The sequence below is a fragment of the Sphingorhabdus sp. EL138 genome (assembly GCF_945890115.1).
Classification (GTDB): domain Bacteria; phylum Pseudomonadota; class Alphaproteobacteria; order Sphingomonadales; family Sphingomonadaceae; genus Sphingorhabdus_B.
In genome coordinates this window covers 1-22,288 of record NZ_CAMDCK010000010.1, presented here as the reverse complement: position 1 = coordinate 22,288, position 22,288 = coordinate 1, and the positions used below count along the sequence as shown (strand labels likewise).

Genomic DNA, 22,288 nt, shown 5'->3' with positions numbered 1-22,288 from the left:
GGCTGGTAAAGGCGCGTTGCTTGCGGTTAAAGTGACGCATGGCAGGGAATTCCAATCTCATCAATGACGCCAGAGCGGCGGTTCAGCGGCGCGACGGCGCGCGTGCGCAACGCTTGCTGGCGGAGCTTCCGGAAAGTGAAATGCCTTGGTTGCTGCTGGCGCAGGCATGCAACCTACTCGGCAACGTGATAGACGAAGAGGCAGCATTACAGCGCCTGCTGCTATTGGAACCACGCAACCTGCCTGCATTGATCTTGTCGGGCGAGTTAAAGGCGCGGATGGGCGATGACCGCGCGGCGAATGCCTTCTTTCAAGCCGCGCTCAATCAAGCGGCAACCACCCCGAACGTGCCGACCGCTTTCCACCCAATGCTCAACCGTGCGCGCGATTTTATCGGGCAAGTGCAGGTCAAGTTTGAACAGCATTTGATTGACGGGCTGGAACAGGCTGGCCTCACGCGCGATGGCAGGGTCGGAACTGCCGTCGATATGCTGCTGGGCCGAAAGCAGCTTTATCTGCAGCAGCCTTCAAGCTTTTATTTTCCAGGACTGCCGCAACGGCAATTTTACGAGCGCGATGAATTCCCGTGGCTGACGGAAATCGAGGCCGCCGTGCCAGAAATGCAAGCTGAACTGCGCGCTGTGTTGGCGGATGGCAATGATTTTGCACCTTATGTGGAGGCACATGCGGACCGGCCGCTTGCGGCCAATCCGCTGATGAACGATCCCAAATGGGGGGCGTATTATTTTTGGCGTAATGGCGCAATTGTGCCCGAAAACGCTGCGCGCTGTCCCGTTACTATGCAGGCTTTGGCACATGCGCCGATGCCGCTGATCGACCAGAGGTCACCGATTGCATTATGGTCCTTACTGAAACCAGACACGCATATTCAGCCGCATCATGGCCTGTTGAACACCCGCCTCATCTGCCACATTCCGTTAATCGTCCCGCAGGGTTGCGCCCTTCGCGTCGGCAATGAGACACGAAGCTGGCGTGCAGGCGAAGCGTTGATTTTCGATGACAGTTTTGAACATGAGGCATGGAATAAAAGCGACGAAACGCGGGTCATTTTGCTGTTCGAAATTTGGCGTCCTGAAATATCGTTGGACGAACGCGCCGCGCTGACGGCGATATTCGAAACGATCAATGATTATCACGGCGTTCCGGAAGATGCGGGTTAGTCGGCGCAGCATATAAATACAGCTTTGTCAGCGAATAAACGTCCGCGCCTTGCACTTGCTTGCGCAAGCCGATAGGCGCTCAGAACATGTCCGACACACCTGCTGAAATCCACCCGCTTAAAATTGCGGACTTCCGCTTTTACTGGATGGCGCGGTTTATGGCGGTGCTTGCGACGATGGGGATGGTCGTTGTCATCGGTTATCAGGCCTATGATATCGCACGCAGCGATTATGGCATGTCCATTCGCGAGGCTTCGTTGCAACTGGGCCTATTGGGGCTGGTGCAGTTCGTTCCGCTGGCGCTGCTGACGCCGGTGGCGGGATGGGCCGCAGATCGCTGGGAACGGCGGACTGTGGCGCGGCTCGCCAATAGCATAGATATGATGGTCGCGCTTGCTTTGGGTTGGTTCACCTTCATTGACGGACTGACCCTGCCACTCCTCTTCCTATTTGCAGCCTTGCACGGCGTCGCACGCGTTTTTGTCGGGCCGTCCATGTCGGCGATTGGCCCCAACATCGTGCCGCCCGCATCCCTACCGCGCGCGATTGCCTTAAGCTCCATTGCTTGGCAGATCGGTTCCGTGATCGGCCCTGCGGCAGGCGGCCTGATGTTCGCCGCACATCCGTCACTGCCCTATTTTGCATCGGCTGGCCTCATGTTGATGGCGACCATCAGCCTCAGCTGCGTTCGGCCAGTCTACCCGCCGCCGATGGAAAAGAAGATCCACCCCATCCGCCAAATGATCGATGGCATACGTTATACGTGGTCGGAACGCTTCTTATTGGGGGCCATAACGCTTGACCTGTTTGCGGTGTTGCTGGCGGGCGCAACGGCCATGCTTCCCGTCTATGCGCGCGACATATTAATGGTGGGACCGGACGGGCTTGGCCAATTGCGCGCGGCACCTGCTATAGGCGCTTCAGTGGTGGCACTCCTGCTCACCTTCCGCCCGCTGCGCCATAATGTTGGCGCTAAAATGCTGTGGGCCGTGGTCATATTCGGGATTGCGACCATTGGCTTCGGCCTGAGCCATGAAATCGGCGCGCGCGTGTTTGGCAATGCTGAAATTGGCTTCTTGAACATGGGGGCCGGCATGGCAGTCGCTTTGGTCATGCTCATCGTGCTTGGCGCGTCGGACATGCTGTCCGTTTATGTGCGCTCATCCCTCGTGCAACTCAACACACCGGACAAAATGCGCGGCCGCGTGAGTTCAGTGTCCGGCCTCGCCATTTCCGCGTCCAACGAATTGGGCGAATTACAATCCGGTTTGGCCGCAGCGGTGCTTGGTCCCGTCGGCGCAGTTGTATTTGGTGGCGCTGGTGCCATATTCGTTACAGCCATTTGGGCAGGGTTATTCCCCGAGCTTAAAAACGCCCGCAGTTTCGAACCACAATATAGAGGAAAAAGTCCATGAAAGCACAATCGATCCTCGAAACCATTGGGAATAGTCCGCATATTCGCATGGGACGTATGTTCCCGAATGCAGAGGTCTGGATTAAATCGGAACGGTCAAACCCCGGTGGGTCGATTAAGGACCGCATTGGCTTGGCCATGATAGAAGCAGCCGAAAAAGACGGTAGCCTTAAACCCGGCGGCACAATCATTGAACCGACCTCCGGCAATACGGGCGTTGGCCTTGCCATGGTGGCAGCGGTCAAGGGTTACAAACTTATCCTCGTCATGCCCGAATCCATGTCGCTGGAGCGTCGCCGCTTGATGCTGGCTTATGGCGCGTCGTTTGACCTCACCCCACGTGAAAAGGGCATGAAGGGCGCGATTGAACGCGCGCTTGAACTGGTATCACAAACCACAAATTCATGGATGCCACAGCAATTCGAAAACCCCGCCAATATCGACGTCCATGTGCGCACAACCGCGCTGGAGATATTAGAAGATTTTGCCGACACCCCCATCGACGTCATGATTACGGGCGTCGGCACAGGTGGGCATATCACGGGTTGCGCAGAAGTTTTGAAAAAGGCGTGGCCAAATCTGAAAGTGTTTGCGGTTGAGCCAACATTGTCCCCCGTCATCAGCGGCGGGCAACCGGGTCCACATGCGATCCAAGGAATTGGCGCAGGGTTTATACCGGCAAACTTACATACGGCTTTGCTTGACGGGGTCATTCAGGTCGATCCCGAAAATGCCAAAGAAACCGCCCGCCGCGCCGCGCGCGAAGAGGGCATGTTGGTGGGCATTTCATCGGGCGCAACGCTGGCTGCGATTGCCCAGAAACTGCCCGAACTCCGCGCCGGAAGCCGCATACTTGGTTTCAACTATGATACCGGCGAACGCTATCTATCAGTTCCGGATTTCTTGCCGGTTGAATAAACCAAAAATGCCGGGACACAGCTTCCCGGCATTTTGTTTTCTGACGGTGCAGTGCGTGTTTACGCCGCAGCGAACATTTCCGGCGTTAGCGCCATGATCGCTTCGCTGCCCGCTTCAATCTTGCGACGCAGCGCGCCACAATCCGGCATGTGACGCTCCGCAAAATAACGCGCCGTCACCAGCTTGGTTTGGTAAAATGACGCGTTTCCTGTGCCTGCATCCAATGCCTTTTGCGCGCTTTGCGCCATACGTAGCCATTGCAGGCCAAGCGCAACGATGCCCATGATGTGCATATAATGATGCGCGCCCGCGCCGATATTGTTCGGATTGGCCATGCCATTTTGCATGAACCACATGGTTGACGCCTTCAAATCGCCATTGGCCTTCTCAAGACGAATGGCCAAGTCCGTCAGCGGCCCATCCTTGGCAGCAGCGCATTCCTCATCCACAATCTTGAAAAGCGCCTGAATGGCGCGGCCACCATTTTGCGCGAGTTTCCGGCCAACGAGATCCATGGCTTGAACACCGTTTGTGCCTTCATAGATCATCGCAATGCGGGCATCGCGGACATATTGCTCCATGCCCCATTCGGCGATGTAGCCATGGCCGCCATAGACCTGCTGCGCATTGGTCGCGACTTCATAGCCCTTGTCCGTGCCGTACCCTTTGATCACGGGTGTCAGCAAAGACAGTAAATCGTCGGCGGTCTGCCGCTCTTCTTCGGTTTGCGCATGATGCAGCAAATCGGCCTGCAACGCGCCCCACAGGCACAAAGCGCGCATGCCCTCGGTAAACGACTTTGCATCCATCAACATGCGGCGCACATCGGGGTGGACGAACAACGTGTCCGCTTTTTGGTCCAAATCCTGCGGGCCAGTCAGTGCACGGCCCTGACGGCGGTCTTGGGCATAATGAACCGCATTTTGGTAAGCGACTTCTGCAATGCCCAAGCCCTGCTGCCCGACGCCAAGCCGCGCGATATTCATCATGATAAACATCGCCGCAAGGCCCTTATGCTCTTCGCCAACCAAATAGCCGGTGGCACCGTCATAATTCATGACGCAGGTGGCGTTGCCGTGAATGCCCATTTTATGTTCAATCGAACCACAGGATAATGCATTGCGTGCACCAAGCGATCCGTCGTCATTTACAAGGAATTTCGGTACGATGAACAGCGATATACCTTTCACGCTGTCCGGTGCACCTGGTGTTTTTGCGAGCACCAGATGAATGATATTCTCAGTAAGGTCATGCTCACCCGACGAGATGAAAATCTTGGTCCCGGAAATGGCAAAGCTGCCATCTCCATTGGGTTCAGCCTTGGTCCGAATAAGGCCAAGGTCGGTTCCACAATGCGGCTCGGTCAGGTTCATTGTCCCGCCCCATTTGCCCGAAATCATGTTCGTCGCATATTTGACCTTCTGTTCTTCGCTGCCCTTGACCAAAATCGCGGATACAGCGCCCTGCGTCAGACCGGGGTACATACCAAACGCCATGTTGGAACTCGACATCAGCTCTTCAAAGGCCATGGAAACGATATGCGGCATGCCCTGCCCGCCAAACTCCACGGGGCCAGACAATGTGCCCCAGCCACCTTCGCAATATAGCTTATAGGCTTCCTTGAAACCATCAGGAGTGGTCACGCTGCCATCCTCATGGCGGGTGCAGCCTTGCAGGTCACCGACTTGGTTCAGGGGGAAAAGCACGTTTTCCACAAACTTTGCGCCTTCGGTCAGGATCGCATCGATCATGTCAGCGCTGGCATTTTCAAACCCGGGCAGATTGGCATAGCGCTCGATACCCAGAACTTCGTTGAGGATGAACTGCATATCGCGAACGGGGGCGGTATAGCTTGGCATTTTCGGTCCTTAAAATAGCAGTGAAGTGGTCTCAGGCCGCAGCGGATTTTTCCGCCGCTTCGACCTGTTCCACCGTTGAAACAAATTCGGTCAACTCGTTGATTGCGCTTTCGATATCGTCGCGCTGGGCCTTCAAAAGATTGATACGGTCGCGGCATTTTTCAATAGTCACGCGGCGCTGAATATTGCGGCCGTCATTGAGGTCATATAGATCGATCATCTCGCGGATTTCGGCCAGGCTAAACCCGACGCGCTTTGCCCGTAATATCCACGCCAACCGGGCCCGGTCGCGCTTCGAATAAATGCGCGCCAAGCCCATACGTTCCGGCGAAATCAGACCCTGATCCTCGTAGAAACGCAATGCCCGCGCGGTTACCTCAAATTCGACTGATAGGTCGGATATCGTAAACGAATCCCGATTATGTGCGTCGGGCGTGTCAATAGTGGCATCGGTCCGCCTTTCGTCGCGCGTTCCAGATTCCATAGCGCCTTCCCTCTTGATTGCCCTAAGGTCACTAGTTTACGTTAGCGTAAACGTCAATCGGGGAAGTTACAACTGCGGTAGGAAATATAGCAGGTTAAACGGATGGCTCGAGCGGAAATGCTTCTGCGGGGTTTGGCGCAAGTACCGGCGGGGCCAGCGCGGGGTCAGCGGTCGCATCCGCTGACCCTGCCACAGAATCTGAGGGCGGCTGCGGTGCTGGCCGCTTAACCGGAGTTGACGTATCTTGAAGAACGACGACCTCCTGTCCCATTTGCGTGACGCCAAACAAAGCCTTGGCAAAGACAATGGGCAAACGGATGCAACCATGCGACGCTGGATATCCCGGCAAATCACCCCCGTGGACAGCAATACCATCCCATGTCAGGCGCTGCATGAAAGGCATTGGTGCATTGCTGTAGAGGTTGGATTTATGGTCGACATTTTTCTGCAAAATGTTGAAAATACCCGTCGGCGTTTCCTTGCCCTTTTTCCCTGACGAAATCGTACTAAAACCAATAAGCTGTTCATTCTGAAACACATAGATCCGCTGCGTATCGAGCACGATGACGATTTTCATTGGTCCTTCATAAACGTCCTGCTTCACCCAAAAAAACTGTCCAGGCTTGAGCGCATCAACGGGTCCTTTTTTGCGGGGCTTTGCTGCCGGCGTTGGAATCGGAGGATTCACTGTGGGTGGTGTTGCCGTAGGCGGCACAGCGCCTGATTGCGTTTGCGCTGGTGGCGTGGCCAACGCCGCATCCGCCGGACCTACTTCAGGCAATGGACCTTGCTGGATAGGCGCAGATTGCGCCTGCCCCAATATTTGCGCTCCAGCCGTGGCCGGCACCGCACTCATCAACAAAAGCGCAATTATGCCCTGCATTTTGCGGATGCCCGCGCCGAAACCCATGAAATTGCCCTAACTACCGGATAATGTGCCGCACAAAACAGCAGCCGGTGCAGCATACCATCATCAACATGAAAATTCGACGTCAATTTTCCCGCAGCTGTATAAATTAGGTTGCGGCTCATAAGTTCCGACATGATGCGCCTAACCGTCCTCCTTTTGCGCTCAAATGCTTTTGGAGGCCTGTTTATGTAAAGATTTGGTCCTTATCTGAAGGGCATGGAAATAGGTCGCAGGCAATTCATTCATTCCGCAGTTTTAGGCGCGAGCCTGCTCACCGTCCCGTCAAAGGCGGCCGACATCGTCTTTCGGCCAGGCATAGGCACCGAAACGGGCGGCCCATCGCCTTTATTGCTTGGCCGCGCAAAGGCGGCATTGGCCGCGCATAAGGCGCGCATTCGTAACCATGATTTGCTTGCAATAGCTGACTTTTCCAAGCCATCGCGCGACCCACGCTTTTACATTGTCGATCTGCGCAGCGGTCAATCCGAAACGTTCCTCGTCGCCCATGGCAAGGGTTCGGACCCAAGCCATAGCGGCTGGGTGCAACAATTCTCCAATGTGCATGGGTCGGAAGCGACCTCAGCGGGCAGCTATCTCGTCGGTGAGACCTATTTTGGTCAATATGGCGAATCCCGCCGGTTAATCGGGCTTGATGCGCAGAATGACCAAGCCGAGGCCCGCGCGATCGTCATTCACCCTGCTTGGTATGTGAACCAGTCGCTCATTCACGACCAAGGCAAGATTGGCCGCAGCCAAGGCTGCTTCGCCTTTGCCAAGGATGACATAAACATAATCCTCGAGCGTGTGGCCCCCGGATGCCTGTTATACGCTGATAAGGTGTGATCTCAGCTCCGGTTGCCTGATTTGAATACGCCACACAGAATCCGTTTCCCGCTATTGCCGCTTGGGTCGGTTTTATAATCATCGGCTTTCTCGTGAATGACAAGCGCGCCGCCGTCAGCATCCATTAGACCGGTCGGCCCTGACAGCGTAATATCCGTCAATTTATACTTCAGCGTGATTTTAAGATCAGCGCCCGCATTCGCATTCGGCAAATCGCCATCATGCGCGCCCGTAGGGTTTTCGCGGCCATGCTGCTTCATATCAGGGTTCCAATGCGGCCCCGCGCTGGCGAAGTCGGGTGCTTCGCATTTTCCAACAGCATGCAGATGCATGCCATATGTTCCGGCGGCAGGCGCTTGGGCAGACAGGATCAAAAACACGCCATCGCGCCGCTGCGAAATGGTCGCAACGCCAGCCCAGCTGCCGTCGGCACGGGCGAGATCAGCCGTCAGTACTTCGGACACCTCGGCTGTCTCTATAGATTGCAGGGTAGAGCAACTGGCGAGGATCGGAATGATGAAAATCGGCAAAATCTTACGCATATTCTTCTCCTGATTCCAGATGGGTGGGCAAAGCATAACATCAACCGAGCGGCACTCAATTTGTTTCATGCATTCAATCGGCCCATTCGTCGGGCTTAACGCCTTGTGCAAACAACAACGCTGTCAGATCATTGTGCCGCACGGAAAAGTTGGCGGCTTGCGCCAATTGCGGACGCGGATGATAGCCAACACCAAGGCCGCCGCCGGACACCGCCGCAGCGATCATCGGCAGGTCATTCGCGCCATCACCAACCGCTAACGCCGACCCGAGGGCAACACCGCATGCTTGCGCGGCGGCGTGCAACACCACACGCTTTGTCGACGCATCGACTATATCAACCGCTAATGCGCCGGTCAGTCGGCCGTCTTTAATCTCCAGAAGGTTGGCATGCACTTCATGAAAGCCCAGCATATCGGCCACAGGGCCCGTAAAGCTGGTAAAACCGCCCGACACAAGCACCGCATGCGCGCCCCATCTGGTCATCGTACGCACAAGGATTTCGGCCCCCGGCATTGGCTGCACACGTTCGCGAAGGCACTGTGCAATGACGTTCTCGTCCAGCCCCGCCAGCAGAGCGACCCGCGCCTTTAACGCGTCGGCAAAATCGAGCTCGCCAGCCATTGCACGTTCGGTAATCGCGGCGATCTCCGGCTTAATGCCCGCATAGTCCGCCAGTTCGTCAATGCATTCGACCGTAATCATGGTGCTGTCCATATCGGACACCAACAACATTTTGCGGCGGGTGCCCCCATCTTGTAAGGCAATATCGAAGCGGTCCTCAAGACCCTCTAGGGCTAGGCGTGCATCAGATAGGTCGCCGTCAAACGATATATCGACGGCTTTACCCGCTGCGAGCCAGTCAAAAGCCTTGGGGATACAGCCAGCTTCAGCCAATCGATCCTTAGCCTCGGAAAAGTTGCCGCTTTCCAGAATGTCTGCTGCTATCAGAGTGCAAATGGGCATATCGAATCCTCAAAATATGGTCGCGCTTATTGCGGGTCCGACAGCGAGCGGCAAGACGGCATTAGCGCTGCATCTCGCCCAATCCGGTAATTTCGAGATTATCAACGCCGACAGCGCGCAAGTATATTCTGATCTACCCCTATTGAGCGCCCAGCCCACAGCCGACGAGCAACGCAGCGTTCCGCACCATCTTTTTGGCTATATCGATGGCGTCACACCCTGCTCCGCCGCGCGCTGGGCACAAGATGCTAAGGACATTATTGCGCAGGCCCATGCCGCCGGCGCGACCCCTATATTGGTGGGCGGTAGCGGTCTTTATATCCGCACCTTACTTGACGGCATTGCGCCCATTCCGGAGGTCGATCCTGCATTGCGCGCTGAGATACGCGCGATGCCGGTGGATCAGGCCTATGCTGCGCTTCAAACATATGATGCGCCAGTCGCCGCAACCTTAGCCCCCACTGATGTCAGCCGTATCACCCGCGCACTTGAGGTCGTGCAAAGCACCGGGCGCAGCATATTGGCATGGCGCGCAACCAAGACTGGGGGGATATCCAATGACATCCGTTTGCGGCCGTTGCTGCTCTTGCCCCCGCGCGATTGGCTATACGACCGTTGCGACACACGCTTTGAACAGATGATGGAGCGCGGGGCAATTGATGAAGTAGAAGCATTGCTTGCCCGCAATCTGCCGCAAGATGCACCCGTTATGCGCGCCATCGGCGTGCCTGAGATTTCGGCCTATCTGAAAGGGACGATGTCGCGAGCGGAGGCGATTGCGCGCGGCCAAATCGCCACGCGGCAATATGCAAAGCGGCAGTTTACGTGGTTCCGCAATCAGGCCCCAGCGGATTGGCAGCAGATAACCACAATAAATGATTCAAATATCGATAATTTTGAAATATTATTTCAATGATTGTATTTGACAAGTCATTTTCTAATCATTAGCTAGCCCGCTCTTGCTTACCCTATTGCAGTGCAACATAGGCAAGCGGCTTAACATATAAGGATTCTCCAGTGCCCGAAAAATCCGGCGCCGAAATTTTGATTGATATCCTGGTTGAACAGCGCGTGGACACCGTATTCGGTTACCCCGGCGGTGCAGTCCTGCCCATTTACGATGCTTTATTTCAGCAGAAGAAAATTAAACATGTCCTCGTCCGGCATGAGGCGGGCGCTGCGCATGCGGCGGAGGGTTATGCCCGCGCAACGGGTAAACCCGGCGTTGTGCTTGTCACATCCGGCCCCGGCGCCACCAATGCTGTTACCGGCATTGCAGATGCGTTCATGGATTCCATCCCGTTGATCGTCCTGACAGGTCAGGTTGCGACCAATTTAATCGGCACCGACGCCTTTCAGGAGGCCGATACCGTTGGCATAACGCGCCATTGTTCCAAGCATAATTATTTGGTGAAAGATCCTGCCGAACTCGCAACGGTCGTGCGAGAGGCTTTTGCCATTGCCACCAAAGGACGTCCCGGCCCGGTTGTCATCGACATTCCCAAAAACGTGCAGGTCGCGACGGCGAGTACCGATGTAAAGCGCCCTGCCCGATCGCGCTTCACTTATGCGGGCGAAGCCGACTATGCCGAAATCAACCGCGCGGTCGAATTGATTGCCAATGCCAAGGCGCCGATATTGTACACAGGCGGCGGCATCATCAATTCGGGCCCCGCCGCAAGTGCCGCACTGCGCGAGCTGGCCGAACTGACCGGTGCGCCCGTGACATCCACCCTGATGGGCCTTGGCGCATATCCCGCCTCTGGTGACGCTTGGTTGGGTATGTTGGGCATGCACGGCACATATGAAGCCAATATGGCCATGAACCAATGCGACGTCATGGTTTGCCTTGGCGCACGTTTTGACGACCGCGTAACGGGCCGCTTGGACGCATTTTCACCCGATAGCGTCAAAATCCATGTCGATATCGACCGCAGTTCGATGAATAAAACTGTGCGCGTTGACCTGCCTATTGTCGCTGACGTTGGCACGGCCATGCAGCAGATGATCGATGTCTGGAAAGGCCGGAAAACCAAAAAACAGCCGCTGACCGAATGGTGGGCACGCATCACGGGCTGGCGGGCCGTTAATTGCCTCAATTATCCCGGCAGCACGCAGGAAATCATGCCGCAATATGCGATTGAGCGCCTGTTTGAAGCCACAAAGGATAAAGCGCCGATCATCACGACCGAAGTTGGCCAGCATCAGATGTGGGCGGCGCAGCATTTCCATTTTGATGCGCCAAACAAGTGGCTGACCAGCGGCGGCCTTGGCACCATGGGCTATGGCCTGCCTGCCGCAATTGGCGCGCAAATGGGCCATCCGGACGCGCTTGTGATCGATATCGCCGGCGAGGCATCGATCCAGATGAACATTCAGGAAATGGCAACAGCAACGCAGTATCGCTTGCCGGTGAAGGTCTTCATCCTCAACAATGAATGGATGGGCATGGTGCGCCAATGGCAAGAGCTGACCTATGAAAGCCGCTATTCCGAAAGCTATTCGGACAGCCTGCCTGATTTCGTCGCTTTGGCCGAAGCTTATGGCTGGAAAGGCATTCGGTGCGATGACCCCGCCAAGCTCGATGATGCCATTGCCGAAATGCTGGCATATGACGGGCCCGTAATGTTCGATTGCCGCGTGCACAAAACGTCGAACTGTTTCCCTATGATTCCATCGGGCGCAGCCCATACGGACATGATCCTGAGTGCAGACCAAGTATCGGGCACCATGGATGACGAAGCAAAGGCGCTCGTATAATGCATATCAAGCAAGAACTTACCGAGCGGCATGTGCTGACGCTCACGGTCGATAATGAAGCGGGAACATTGGCCCGCATCGCCGGCATGTTCACGTCGCGCGGCTACAATATCGATAGTCTTACCGTGGCCGATATCAGCGAAGACCATACGACAAGCCGGATCACGATTGTCACAAAGGGACCGCCGCCCGTGATCGACCAGATCATTGCGCAATGCGAACGCCTCATTCCCGTGCATAAAGTCACTGACCTCACCGAAGCCGGGCCACATGTGGAGCGGGAACTTGCATTGGTAAAAGTCCACGGCACTGGTGACCAACGTGTTGAGGCGATGCGCCTTGCTGACATTTATCGCGCACGCGTCATCGACGCCACGGTCAACAGCTTCATTTTCGAAATCACGGGTGGCCCTGAAAAGATCGACACTTTTGTAAAGTTGATGCGCGAAGTTGGGCTGGTCGAGGTTGGTCGGACTGGCATTGTCGGCCTAATGCGCGGAGCCGACGCGAGTTAATGGAGATATCGTCACCCCGGAACCGAAGCCGTGCAAAGCACAACGCGTTCTAGGGTTTTGAAAATACGCCGTTGAAAGTAAGACCCTGAAACACGTTCAGGGTGACGGCAACGAAGAAGGACGGAAGAATGAAAGTATATTATGACGCAGATTGCGACTTGGGCCTTATCAAAGACAAAAAGGTCGCGATTATAGGCTATGGTAGCCAGGGCCATGCCCACGCACAAAACCTGCGTGACAGCGGCGTGGCGGATGTCGCTATCGCCCTGCGCGCTGGGTCGGCAACAGCCAAAAAGGCGGAAGCTGCTGGCTTCAAAGTCTTGGCCAATGCCGACGCGGCCGCTTGGGCCGATATCCTCATGGTGCTTGCGCCTGACGAACATCAGGCCGCGATTTACGCCGATGATCTGCACGCAAATATGAAACCCGGCGCGGCTTTGGCTTTTGCCCATGGCCTCAATATCCATTTTGGCCTGATTGAACCGCGCACCGACATTGACGTTATCATGATCGCACCCAAGGGCCCCGGCCATACCGTGCGCAGCGAATATCAAAAAGGTGGCGGCGTCCCTTGCCTAATCGCCGTTGCACAGGATTCGAGCGGCAACGCCCATGACATTGCGCTTGCTTATGCCAGCGGCGTTGGCGGCGGACGTAGCGGCATCATCGAAACCAACTTCCGTGAAGAATGTGAAACCGATTTGTTCGGTGAGCAGGCCGTGTTGTGCGGCGGGATCACGCACCTCATCCAAGCCGGTTTCGAGACGTTGACCGAAGCGGGCTATGCGCCAGAAATGGCCTATTTCGAATGCTTGCATGAAACCAAGCTGATTGTGGACCTCTTGTATGAAGGTGGCATTGCAAACATGCGTTATTCGATTTCGAATACCGCAGAATATGGCGACATCACTACAGGGCCACGGATCATTACCGACGAAACCAAGGCGGAAATGAAGCGCGTTCTTGCCGACATTCAATCGGGTCGTTTCGTCAAGAATTTCGTGCTCGATAACCGCGCTGGTCAGCCAGAACTGAAGGCCGCACGCAAGGCAGCGGCAGCGCATCCCATTGAGGCAACGGGCGCACAGCTGCGCGCAATGATGCCATGGATTGCAAAGAATAAGTTGGTGGATCAGGCGAAGAACTAATCGCTTTTTCCTAGCTTGACTCATTTGGGGGAGGCATCGACACTGATGCTTCCCCTTTTTGCTATCTGGAGCAGACTCATGCGTAAGCTTTTATGTGCCCTTCCCCTCTTGTTCGCTGTGCCATTGATCGCGCAAAGCGCCCCGCAAATGCCCGGAACAATGGACGTCGCCCGCGTTACCGCTGGAACCTACAACACCGACCCCGGCCATACATTGATCGGCTGGCGCGTGAGCCATTTTGGTTTCAATGATTATTTCGGCATTTTCGGCGATGCGACGGGAACGCTGACACTTGACCCCGCCAATCCGAATGCTGCCAAGGTGGATATCACTATTCCTGTCGGCAAGGTCACGACCGCAAGTGCTGGCCTGACGGGACATCTGCTGCGCGCAGGCAAGGACGGCGGCAAGGCAGACTTTTTTGGCCCGGCCCCAGCCGATGCCAAATTCGTCTCAACCCGCGTGGTGGCATCGGGCACCAGCGCCAAAATCACGGGCGACCTCACGCTGAACGGCGTCACTAAGCCAGTCGTTCTGGACGCCACATTTTCAGGGGCCGGCAATAACCCGTTCAACAAGAAAGCCACCGTCGGCTTTCACGCCACCTCCGTCATCAAACGCAGCGCATTCGGCATAAGCTATGCCGTCCCGATGATCTCGGATGACGTGACATTGGACATCAGCGTTGCGTTTGAAAAAGCCAGCTAAGGTCTAAATATTATCACGCAAAGCCGCGAAGGCGCAAAGGGAAGGAAATTGAAAAACCTTCTTCTTTGTGTCTTTGCGGCTTTGCGTGATAAAAATATTGAGTGGTCGGTTGCCGCAAAAGAAGCGCAAGAAATGCGCTACGTCGTCCTCCCCCTACAGAAAAAAATTGACAATAACCCAAAATAACAACATTTTAGTCATCCGGTCCACAAAACGCCTAATCAGAGAGGGAAACCTATGATTGTGTTGGGTGAAGCCGAAACAAACCCGGTCTCGCAAGGATATGGCCATTCGGCATCCGACGTTCGCGGGGCAATATCGCAGCGGGTATTGCAATCGGGTATTGCAATAACGTGCGCACGGTCTTGGGAGCGATCAATGCCCTACGCATTTCGTGGAACAGCCCTATTGTTTCTTTTGCTCGGAAATACCCCGCCGGATCAAAAACCGACTGACATAATCGTCACTGCGCCAGCGCGTGCACATAAAGAACTCAAAAAACAAACGCTGAATTTCGTAAGAACTATTTCAGATACAGCAGAACAAAACCAATTCTCCCGCCGTGATGATCCGTTTTGCATCAAGATCGTGGGAATTGATCTTGCATATCATGACTTGATACGAAAAAAAATTCGGGAAACTGCAACAGTAGCAAGAGCACCCAAAGAGGCATCGGAGGGATGTCGGCCCAATATACATGTTATGTTTTCAAAGGACGGCGATGCACTTATGGCGGCTTTGAAACGCAGATATTCTGCCATAATCGGCGCGCAACCAATCCGGAAAATTGACGAGCTTATGCAGTCAAAAAAGCCTGTGCGATGGTGGTACGCTACAGAGGGTAGACGAACAGGAAACGTCGCCAGCTTGATTTCCACCGGCTACGAGATTGATCTTAAATCTACGGTTATCATCGTCGATATAAGTCAGTCCAACGGATATCCGTTGGAATCTGTGGCGAGCTACATCTCCATGATCGCATTTGCCCAAATTAACGGCGCAACGCAGGAAGCTATCGGCAATTCATCGATTTTGGGCATGTTTAACAATGATAAGCCACGAATAGAGGCGCTACGTAACCTGACCATCTGGGATCGTGCGTATTTGCATGCGCTGTATAAAATTGCGCCAGACAGGCCTATTTGGCAGCAGCAAAAGCGCCTCAGAGGTGCAATGGTGGAATATATCCAAGAGAATTAGGGCCGGGACTGCGTAAATCCACCTTTGAAAAAGCCAGCTAAGGTCTAAATATCATCACGCAAAGCCGCGAAGGCGCAAAGATAAGGAAATTGAAGAATCTCCTTCTTTGTGTCTTTGCGGCTTTGCGTGAGAAAATTGGGCAGAACAAAACAGGCAGCAGTCTGGCGACTGCATCGCCGAGCGAAATCCCAGCCCAAAACATTGTCACCCCCGACGTGATCGGAGGTCCATGGTCTGACCCGTCATTTTAAACTTCCGCCGCAGGCCATGGATCCCCATGCGCGAGGATGACAGTGGTAGGTGATTAAACTGCTGGAGCGCACTTACCCCAAATAGCGAGTATCAAGGCTGGCTTTCGCTGCGCGATATTCCGCCTCAAGCTGGTCAACGAATTCTGCAACGGTTTTGACAGCTTTAACCGCGCCAATGCCTTGGCCCGAGCCCCAAATGTCTTTCCACGCCTTGGCTTCACTGTTGCCGCCGGAACCGAAGTCCATCGTAGAAATGTCGCCCTTGGGCAGGTTGTCAGGATCCATCCCAGCGCGCTCAATCGATTGGCGCAGATAGTTGCCGCTGACGCCGGTGAACAGGTCGGAATAGACAATGTCGGCGGCCTTCGCGTCCACGATATCTTCCTTATAACCGTCAACCGCGTTCGCTTCCTTGGTCGCGATGAAAGCGCTGCCGATATAGCCAAAATCTGCGCCCATGGCCTGTGCTGCAAGGACCGAGGCACCATGCGCGATAGAGCCGGACAAAGCGACAGGCCCGTCAAACCATTCGCGGATTTCACGCATCAACGCGAAAGGCGACGTCACGCCGGCATGACCGCCAGCGCCAGCGGCAACTGGAATGAGGCCATCGGCGCCCTTTTCGATTGCCTTGCGTGCGAACCGGTCATTGATGACGTCATGCAACGCAATCCCGCCCCAGCTATGCACGGCTTTGTTCAATTCTTCCTGCGCGCCCAGCGAGGTGATGGTGATTGGCACCTGCCATTTGGCACAAATGGCAATATCTTCCTGCAGCCGGTTATTCGACTTATGGACAATCTGGTTCACCGCATAAGGCGCGGCGGGACGATCAGGATTGTCACGATTATGGGCCGCCAGCTCTTCGGTAATCTGATGCAGCCATTCGTCCAATTGGCTTGCAGGACGTGCATTGAGCGCCGGAAACGACCCGACAACACCCGCCTTACACTGTGCGATGACCAGTTCTGGCCCGGACACGATGAACAGCGGTGAGCCGATCACTGGAAGCCGAAGATTATCAAAAATTGCCGGAAGTGCCATGCGTCGAATCCCTTGTTAAATCATCAATTAAATGCGGGTTAGCCACAGCGCGTAGCGGCTGTCAAACCCACCTTTTTGAACGGGCTATGCCGTAGGGTAAGGTGCTCCGGCGCGCGTGCTTTACCCCGCCCCAATGTTTGCCATAGCTGCAGATGCAAGGCCTGAAGGCAAATACCACCGGAGCGCTCCAGCGCAGATACACTGCATCGCTGCGGTGGATTTTGTCCTAAGCGCCGTTAGCAGCGCTCAGAATGGCCCTGACGGACGCTGTGGCCACATCCTGACTGATACCGACGCCAAATATAATCGGTCCGTCACCCACGCGGCATTCGACATAAGCAGCGGCGCGGGCATCGGTGCCATGGCCAATAGCATGCTCGCTATAGTCGATGATATCCAGCCGCCCGCCCAGCGCGTCCTCCAATGCGTTGGCAAGGCTGGAAATCAGGCCGTTACCACGTCCGCTGACGCTTTGTTCGACGCCATCTATGCGGATATTACCCGCAAATATGCGTTCGTCCTTTTGCCGCTGGCTTTGGGTTTCGTGGAAATCGATTAACAGGAACCGGCCATCGCCCTTTAGATAATAACGCTTTTCAAACGCCTCCCAAATATCACCGCTGGTCAGTTCGCGTCCGGTACTGTCGGACAATGCTTGAACGGTAGTCGAAAAATTCGCCTGCATCCGTTTGGGCAGCTTCAAACCTTGGTCCTGCTCGATCACCCAAGCCACGCCGCCCTTGCCGCTTTGCGAATTGACGCGAATGACGGCTTCATAATTGCGGCCCAAATCGGCGGGATCAATGGGCAAATAGGGCACGCGCCAGATTTCGTCATTCTGCCGTTCTTGTGCCGCGAACCCTTTTTTAATCGCGTCCTGATGCGACCCTGAAAAGGCGGTGAATACCAATTCGCCAGCATAAGGATGGCGCGGGTGTACGGGCAACTGGTTGCAATATTCGACCGTCTGAATGACCTCGTCAATGTCGCTAAAATCCAGGCCAGGATTCAATCCTTGGGTATACATGTTCAGCGCCAGCGTCACCAAATCGACATTGCCGGTGCGTTCACCATTGCCGAACAGGCAACCTTCGATGCGGTCACCGCCTGCCAGCAAGCCCAGCTCGGCGGCGGCGATGCCGCTGCCGCGATCATTGTGGGGATGCAGGCTGATGACGACATGATCGCGCGCGCTGATGTTGCGGCACATCCATTCGATCTGATCGGCATAGACATTGGGCATGGCGGCCTCAATCGTCGCTGGCAGATTGAGGATCAGTGGCTTTGCCGCCGTGGGTTGCAGCACGTCCATCACCGCTTCGCACACCTCAAGGCTGAATTCGAGTTCCGCCGTCGAAAATGTTTCCGGGCTATATTCGAAATGCCAGTCGGTTTGCGGATATTTCGTCGCTTGCTCTTTCAGGATATGCGCGCCTTCGATAGCGATCGCCTTCACGCCCGCCTTGTCGAGGTTGAAGACGATATCGCGCCACGCCGGGCTGACCGCATTGTAGAGATGGACAATTGCGCGCGGCGCGCCAGCCATGCTCTCGAACGTTTTTTCAATCAGGTCGCGCCGCGACTGGGTCAGGCTTTGGATCGTAACGTCATCCGGAATGCATCCGCTGTCGACGAGCCCGCGAATAAAGTCGAAATCCGTGGCACCCGAACTTGGGAAGCCAACCTCAATCTCTTTTACGCCGACCTTCAGCAACAGGTCAAAAAAGCGTTTTTTCTTCTCCGTCCCCATGGGGTCGATGAGCGCTTGGTTTCCATCGCGCAGGTCGGTGGAAAGCCAACGTGGCGCGCGGTCGATAGTCCGCGTCGGCCATATACGGTCGGGCAGATCAACTTGGGGAAAAGGGCGGTATTTACGTGATGGGTCAGAAAGCATCATGATAAGTGGCAACTTCGCTAAGACGCCCGGTTCACGGGCTATTAAAATTTGCGGTGGTAAAATTTGCGGTGGTGTGGCCCTTAGGCGGGTTGCCGAACGAGGTCAGCAAAACAGGCACGCCTAAGGGCGTGTAAGTCGAAGTAGAAGCGAAAGGTCGAAAGCCACATTCATTATGGTCCTGCGATAGCCAACTGCAACAACATCCGTCCAGTGCAAAAATGCATAGCATCTATTTTGTTGCAAAATGCTGCCCCGTAAAAGCGGTGCAGCAAGCTGCGTTAAATTTCGACTTGGCTACCCAACTCCACCACCCGATTGCTGGGCAGTTTGAAAAACTCCATCGCATTGGCGGCATTGCGCAACATCCACGCAAATATCTTTTCCCGCCAGATCGCCATGCCGGGCATTTTGGATGCAATCAATGTCTGACGCGACAGGAAAAAGCTGGTGTGCATCATGTCAAATTTAGGCCCGCACAAATCAACTAAGTCCAACGTCGCTGGCACATTGGTCTCTTCCAAAAAGCCAAAGCGCATTTTTACGCGGTAGAAACCTTCACCCAAATCCTTACAGATGATGCGATCAGAGCTCACAACATAAGGCACATCCTCAATCTGCACCGTCAGGATGATGACGCGCTCGTGCAAAATACGATTATGCTTAATGTTATGCAGCAAAGCCGAAGGAACACCGCTCGCTGCCGACGCCATAAATATCGCCGTGCCTGGCACGCGGGTCGCGCTATTGGCAGCAGACTTTATGAAAATCTCCATTGGCATCGTGCTTTCTGCCATGCGTTCGCGCATCAAAGCGCGGCCACGCGACCACGTCGTCAATAATGTGAAGATGACTAAGCCGATTACCAAGGGCACCCATCCGCCCGATGGCACCTTCAACAAATTGGCGCCCAAATAGGCAAAGTCGACGATGAAGAACAAAGCGAGGATCGGCAGCGCTTTCCACTTTGGCCATTTCCACAATGACAGCAGGACCACCGCAATCAAACAGGTATCAATGAACATCGCGCCGGTCACCGCAATACCATAAGCTGCGGCAAGGTTGGACGATGACTGGAAGAATAAAACCAGCAACAAAACCATCACCGCAAGGCCCCAGTTAATCGCCGGAATGTAAATCTGCCCCGCGGCCTTTTCGCTGGTGTGTAATATGCTGAGGCGCGGCATGAAGCCGAGCTGAATTGCCTGCTGCGTTAACGAAAACGCGCCGGAAATAACGGCTTGGCTGGCGATGATGGCGGCCATGATCGTGAGAAAAATGACTGGCGTGCTGATCAGTTCTGGCACCATCAGGAAAAACGGGTCGCGGATAGCAACCTGCGCCTCTTCGGGGGTCATGGACAATATCATTGCCCCCTGCCCCATATAATTGAGCATCAGCGCAGGCAGAACGAAGAACAGCCAGCTAAACTTAATGGGCCGCCGTCCGAAATGCCCCATATCGGCGTAAAGCGCCTCCGCACCCGTCACGGCAAGAACGACGGTGCCCATTGCCACAAAGGCCCGAAAACCATCAATATAGAAAAAATAAAACGCATTCATGGGGTTCAAAACGTCGAAGATGATCGACGGCATCTTAACCAGATGCATGAGACCCAAGCCCGCCAATGTCGCGAAATAGACCAGCATGATTGGCCCAAACCAAGCCCCCACCTTCGCCGTCCCGCGTGACTGAAATGCAAATAACGCGCCGATAATCACAACAGCTATCGGCAATATCCATGCGCTAAAGCCTTCGTTCACATATTTCAGACCTTCCGCCGCCGACAAGATCGACATGGCGGGCGTAATCATGGAATCTCCATAAAACAGCGCGGTTGCAAACACCCCAAGCATGACAAAAGGCGCTGTCCATTTCGCGCCAGCCGTCTGCCGGTTGATCAGCGCCAAAAGGGCAAGGCTTCCGCCCTCGCCCTTATTGTCGGCTTTCATAATGGTGAAGACATATTTGAATGTCACCACGATCATCATCGACCAGAACACAAGGCTCAACACACCCTTGATGTGCATCGGGTCGGGGGTTATCGGGTGATGGCCAGCAAAGGTTTCACGGAATGCGTAAATCGGACTGGTGCCGATGTCGCCAAAGACAACGCCAACAGTGCCCACGCATAAGGCCAACAGCGACCCTTTTGGGGCATGGCTGTGATGGTGATCCTGATCGCTATGACCGAAATCGTCTGCTTGCGGTCCAACCATATTGTTTCCCCGGCTTATGCCCCAAACGCCACCTTTCCCGTGACTGGGGCGCGGTCAATAGCATGGAGCACTGCCCTTCACAACACAGCAATTCTGTGTTCGAAATCTATAAAACTAACTTATAATCAATTACTTGGAATTGATATTTAACTCTGATTCTGTCGCCTGCGCTTGCAAGGCCTTAGCCGCCTGCAGTTGCGACTCAATCCGTGTTTTCCATTTGGCTTTCGGTGTTGCCAGTGAAACGGTTTTCTCCCAGTGCAAAATCGCCCCATCAAGGTCGCCTGCAAACAAACGCGCGAGCCCCGCAAAATAATAAGGCGCAGGATAGTTAGGCCGAATGGCCCGCGCTTTATCGAACGCCAATACTGCGGGCGGGTACATTTGCCCCTCGCTGGCCAGCATCAATTGCAGGCCAAGTGCGGACCATAAATCGGCATTCTGCGGCTCAGTGCGTAAGCCTGACTGGATATAAGACGCAGCCAAAGGATAATCACCCTGCTTGGCAAAGGAATCCGCCGTCACAAGCCAGCGCTTCGCACTGCCAAAGCTCTCGTCCATATCCGCACGGATCTCGACCAGCTGCGTTGCGCCGGCTGCACTGGCCTCCAGCGGCTGTGCTGGCGCGGGCGGTAAAGACGGACGCCCCTGCAGGGCATAGCCGGTCATTCCCAACAAAACTGCTGCCGCAGCAACTTGCCACAATCCCTTTGACGACCGCACGCAATATACCAGCACAGACAGGCTGAGGAGCGATAACAACGCTAATGCAAGCCAACCGTTCATGTGCGCCTCCGAAACAATCCGCGGGCAAGCCAAATTGAAGCGAAGAATATCAAAAAGGGCGCGATCCAGAGCAAAAGTCCGGCACCCTTCATATCCGGTTCAAAACTGACCCATTCACCATAACGGTCGATCATCCAGCTGCGAATGGCTTGTGGTTTCTGACCCGCGGTGATTTGTTGACGCACCTCGGCACGCATAGTGCCGGCCATATCGGCATCGCTATCTGCAATAGATTGCCCCTGACATTGAATGCAGCGCAGCCCGTGCATCAGACGCATGGCTTCTGCTTCCTTTGCGGGATCGGCGAGTTGCCGGTTGGCCAGCGCTGACCAGTGCCACAACGGCAATTAGGGCCAACAACAACGCTGATGCTTGGGCTTCATGACTGTTCCCTAAATGCATCTGCCGACGCTTCCGCACGGCGCATGGAAAGATAGCTAGAAACGATCAGCCAAATCATAGCGACGCCCGTGACCGCGAATGACGCGATGATGAAAGGTGCGTGGGGCATTAGCCTTGCGCCATCCGGCGCATCCGCGCTTCAATCCGCATCTCCGCCAATGCAGCGCGCATCCGCATCAGCACAAGCGCGCCGAACAACAGGCTGAAACCTGCGACGGCAACAAACAAGGGCACCAAATACGCGGT

22 protein-coding genes and 1 pseudogene are annotated in these 22,288 nt (G+C 54.9%); 11 read left to right on the top strand and 12 right to left on the bottom strand.

What is annotated here, in order from left to right:
• The first annotated feature begins 38 nt into the window (after nt 1-38).
• The 3 genes from Q0O07_RS06225 to cysK all read left to right on the top strand — a co-directional run bounded on the left by Q0O07_RS06225 (nt 39) and on the right by cysK (nt 3,513).
• Nucleotides 39-1,181 (top strand): aspartyl/asparaginyl beta-hydroxylase domain-containing protein, encoded by a 1,143-nt coding sequence (locus tag Q0O07_RS06225; protein ID WP_295491686.1) that lies wholly within the window; start codon nt 39-41, stop codon nt 1,179-1,181.
• A gap of 86 nt (nt 1,182-1,267) precedes the next feature.
• A complete protein-coding gene (locus Q0O07_RS06220; RefSeq protein WP_295491684.1) occupies nt 1,268-2,596 on the top strand; it encodes an MFS transporter in 1,329 nt (442 codons plus the stop codon).
• The gene (gene cysK / locus Q0O07_RS06215; RefSeq protein ID WP_295491682.1) at nt 2,593-3,513 is read left to right on the top strand and encodes a cysteine synthase A; all 921 of its coding nucleotides are present in this window, start codon (nt 2,593-2,595) and stop codon (nt 3,511-3,513) included. The genes Q0O07_RS06220 and cysK overlap by 4 nt, the downstream gene beginning before the upstream one ends.
• A 59-nt stretch (nt 3,514-3,572) precedes the next feature.
• Here the strand turns inward: cysK and Q0O07_RS06210 are convergent, their stop codons facing one another.
• The 3 genes from Q0O07_RS06210 to Q0O07_RS06200 all read right to left on the bottom strand — a co-directional run bounded on the left by Q0O07_RS06210 (nt 3,573) and on the right by Q0O07_RS06200 (nt 6,766).
• A complete protein-coding gene (locus Q0O07_RS06210) occupies nt 3,573-5,372 on the bottom strand; it encodes an acyl-CoA dehydrogenase C-terminal domain-containing protein (RefSeq protein WP_295491680.1) in 1,800 nt (599 codons plus the stop codon).
• Nucleotides 5,373-5,403: 31 nt separating this feature from the next.
• Nucleotides 5,404-5,856, bottom strand: coding sequence for a MerR family DNA-binding transcriptional regulator (locus Q0O07_RS06205; protein ID WP_295491677.1), 453 nt, complete (start codon nt 5,854-5,856; stop codon nt 5,404-5,406).
• Nucleotides 5,857-5,950: 94 nt separating this feature from the next.
• On the bottom strand, nt 5,951-6,766 hold the full coding sequence (locus tag Q0O07_RS06200) for a L,D-transpeptidase family protein (RefSeq protein ID WP_367271051.1): 816 nt from the start codon (nt 6,764-6,766) through the stop codon (nt 5,951-5,953).
• Between the two features lie 216 nt (nt 6,767-6,982).
• On the opposite strand from Q0O07_RS06200, the gene Q0O07_RS06195 reads away from it, so the two are divergent.
• Nucleotides 6,983-7,609 carry a murein L,D-transpeptidase catalytic domain family protein gene (locus Q0O07_RS06195; protein WP_295491675.1) on the top strand — a complete coding sequence of 209 codons (627 nt, stop codon included), beginning with the start codon at nt 6,983-6,985 and terminating at the stop codon, nt 7,607-7,609.
• Nucleotides 7,610-7,611: 2 nt separating this feature from the next.
• On the opposite strand, the gene Q0O07_RS06190 is transcribed toward Q0O07_RS06195, so the two are convergent.
• Both Q0O07_RS06190 and serB read right to left on the bottom strand, forming a co-directional pair.
• A complete protein-coding gene (locus Q0O07_RS06190; RefSeq protein WP_295491672.1) occupies nt 7,612-8,151 on the bottom strand; it encodes a superoxide dismutase family protein in 540 nt (179 codons plus the stop codon).
• A gap of 73 nt (nt 8,152-8,224) precedes the next feature.
• A complete protein-coding gene (serB, locus tag Q0O07_RS06185) occupies nt 8,225-9,115 on the bottom strand; it encodes a phosphoserine phosphatase SerB (RefSeq protein WP_295491670.1) in 891 nt (296 codons plus the stop codon).
• A gap of 16 nt (nt 9,116-9,131) precedes the next feature.
• On the opposite strand from serB, the gene miaA reads away from it, so the two are divergent.
• From miaA to Q0O07_RS06150, 7 genes are all read left to right on the top strand, one after another.
• The gene (gene miaA, locus Q0O07_RS06180; protein WP_295491667.1) at nt 9,132-10,031 is read left to right on the top strand and encodes a tRNA (adenosine(37)-N6)-dimethylallyltransferase MiaA; all 900 of its coding nucleotides are present in this window, start codon (nt 9,132-9,134) and stop codon (nt 10,029-10,031) included.
• Nucleotides 10,032-10,132: 101 nt separating this feature from the next.
• Nucleotides 10,133-11,875, top strand: a complete 1,743-nt coding sequence (locus Q0O07_RS06175) for an acetolactate synthase 3 large subunit (protein ID WP_295491666.1) — start codon at nt 10,133-10,135, stop codon at nt 11,873-11,875.
• On the top strand, nt 11,875-12,390 hold the full coding sequence (gene ilvN, locus Q0O07_RS06170) for an acetolactate synthase small subunit (protein WP_295491663.1): 516 nt from the start codon (nt 11,875-11,877) through the stop codon (nt 12,388-12,390). The genes Q0O07_RS06175 and ilvN overlap by 1 nt, the downstream gene beginning before the upstream one ends.
• Before the next feature lie 128 nt (nt 12,391-12,518).
• Nucleotides 12,519-13,538, top strand: a complete 1,020-nt coding sequence (gene ilvC / locus Q0O07_RS06165; protein WP_295491661.1) for a ketol-acid reductoisomerase — start codon at nt 12,519-12,521, stop codon at nt 13,536-13,538.
• A 78-nt stretch (nt 13,539-13,616) separates the two neighbouring features.
• Nucleotides 13,617-14,246 carry a YceI family protein gene (locus tag Q0O07_RS06160; protein WP_295491659.1) on the top strand — a complete coding sequence of 210 codons (630 nt, stop codon included), beginning with the start codon at nt 13,617-13,619 and terminating at the stop codon, nt 14,244-14,246.
• Nucleotides 14,247-14,294: 48 nt separating this feature from the next.
• Nucleotides 14,295-14,432: a hypothetical protein gene (locus Q0O07_RS06155; RefSeq protein ID WP_295491656.1), complete on the top strand. Its 138-nt coding sequence runs from the start codon at nt 14,295-14,297 to the stop codon at nt 14,430-14,432.
• 192 nt (nt 14,433-14,624) lie between these two features.
• The gene (locus Q0O07_RS06150) at nt 14,625-15,446 is read left to right on the top strand and encodes a hypothetical protein (RefSeq protein WP_295491653.1); all 822 of its coding nucleotides are present in this window, start codon (nt 14,625-14,627) and stop codon (nt 15,444-15,446) included.
• 323 nt (nt 15,447-15,769) lie between these two features.
• Here Q0O07_RS06150 and Q0O07_RS06145 read toward each other — a convergent pair whose 3' ends face one another.
• The 7 genes and pseudogenes from Q0O07_RS06145 to Q0O07_RS06115 all read right to left on the bottom strand — a co-directional run.
• Complete coding sequence (locus Q0O07_RS06145; protein ID WP_295491651.1) at nt 15,770-16,741, bottom strand: nitronate monooxygenase family protein; 972 nt, start codon at nt 16,739-16,741, stop codon at nt 15,770-15,772.
• 226 nt (nt 16,742-16,967) lie between these two features.
• Entirely contained in the window at nt 16,968-18,638 is a 1,671-nt protein-coding gene (leuA, locus tag Q0O07_RS06140; protein WP_295491648.1) for a 2-isopropylmalate synthase, read from the bottom strand.
• A 278-nt stretch (nt 18,639-18,916) separates the two neighbouring features.
• Complete coding sequence (locus Q0O07_RS06135; protein WP_295491645.1) at nt 18,917-20,854, bottom strand: potassium transporter Kup; 1,938 nt, start codon at nt 20,852-20,854, stop codon at nt 18,917-18,919.
• Between the two features lie 129 nt (nt 20,855-20,983).
• Nucleotides 20,984-21,640 (bottom strand): hypothetical protein, encoded by a 657-nt coding sequence (locus Q0O07_RS06130; RefSeq protein ID WP_295491643.1) that lies wholly within the window; start codon nt 21,638-21,640, stop codon nt 20,984-20,986.
• On the bottom strand, nt 21,637-21,918 hold the full coding sequence (locus tag Q0O07_RS06125) for a cytochrome c-type biogenesis protein (protein WP_295491640.1): 282 nt from the start codon (nt 21,916-21,918) through the stop codon (nt 21,637-21,639). The genes Q0O07_RS06130 and Q0O07_RS06125 overlap by 4 nt, the downstream gene beginning before the upstream one ends.
• Nucleotides 21,919-22,019: 101 nt before the next feature.
• The gene (gene ccmD / locus Q0O07_RS06120; RefSeq protein WP_295491637.1) at nt 22,020-22,151 is read right to left on the bottom strand and encodes a heme exporter protein CcmD; all 132 of its coding nucleotides are present in this window, start codon (nt 22,149-22,151) and stop codon (nt 22,020-22,022) included.
• A pseudogene (locus Q0O07_RS06115) lies at nt 22,151-22,288 on the bottom strand (heme ABC transporter permease); the annotation flags it as partial. The gene ccmD and the pseudogene Q0O07_RS06115, both read right to left, overlap by 1 nt.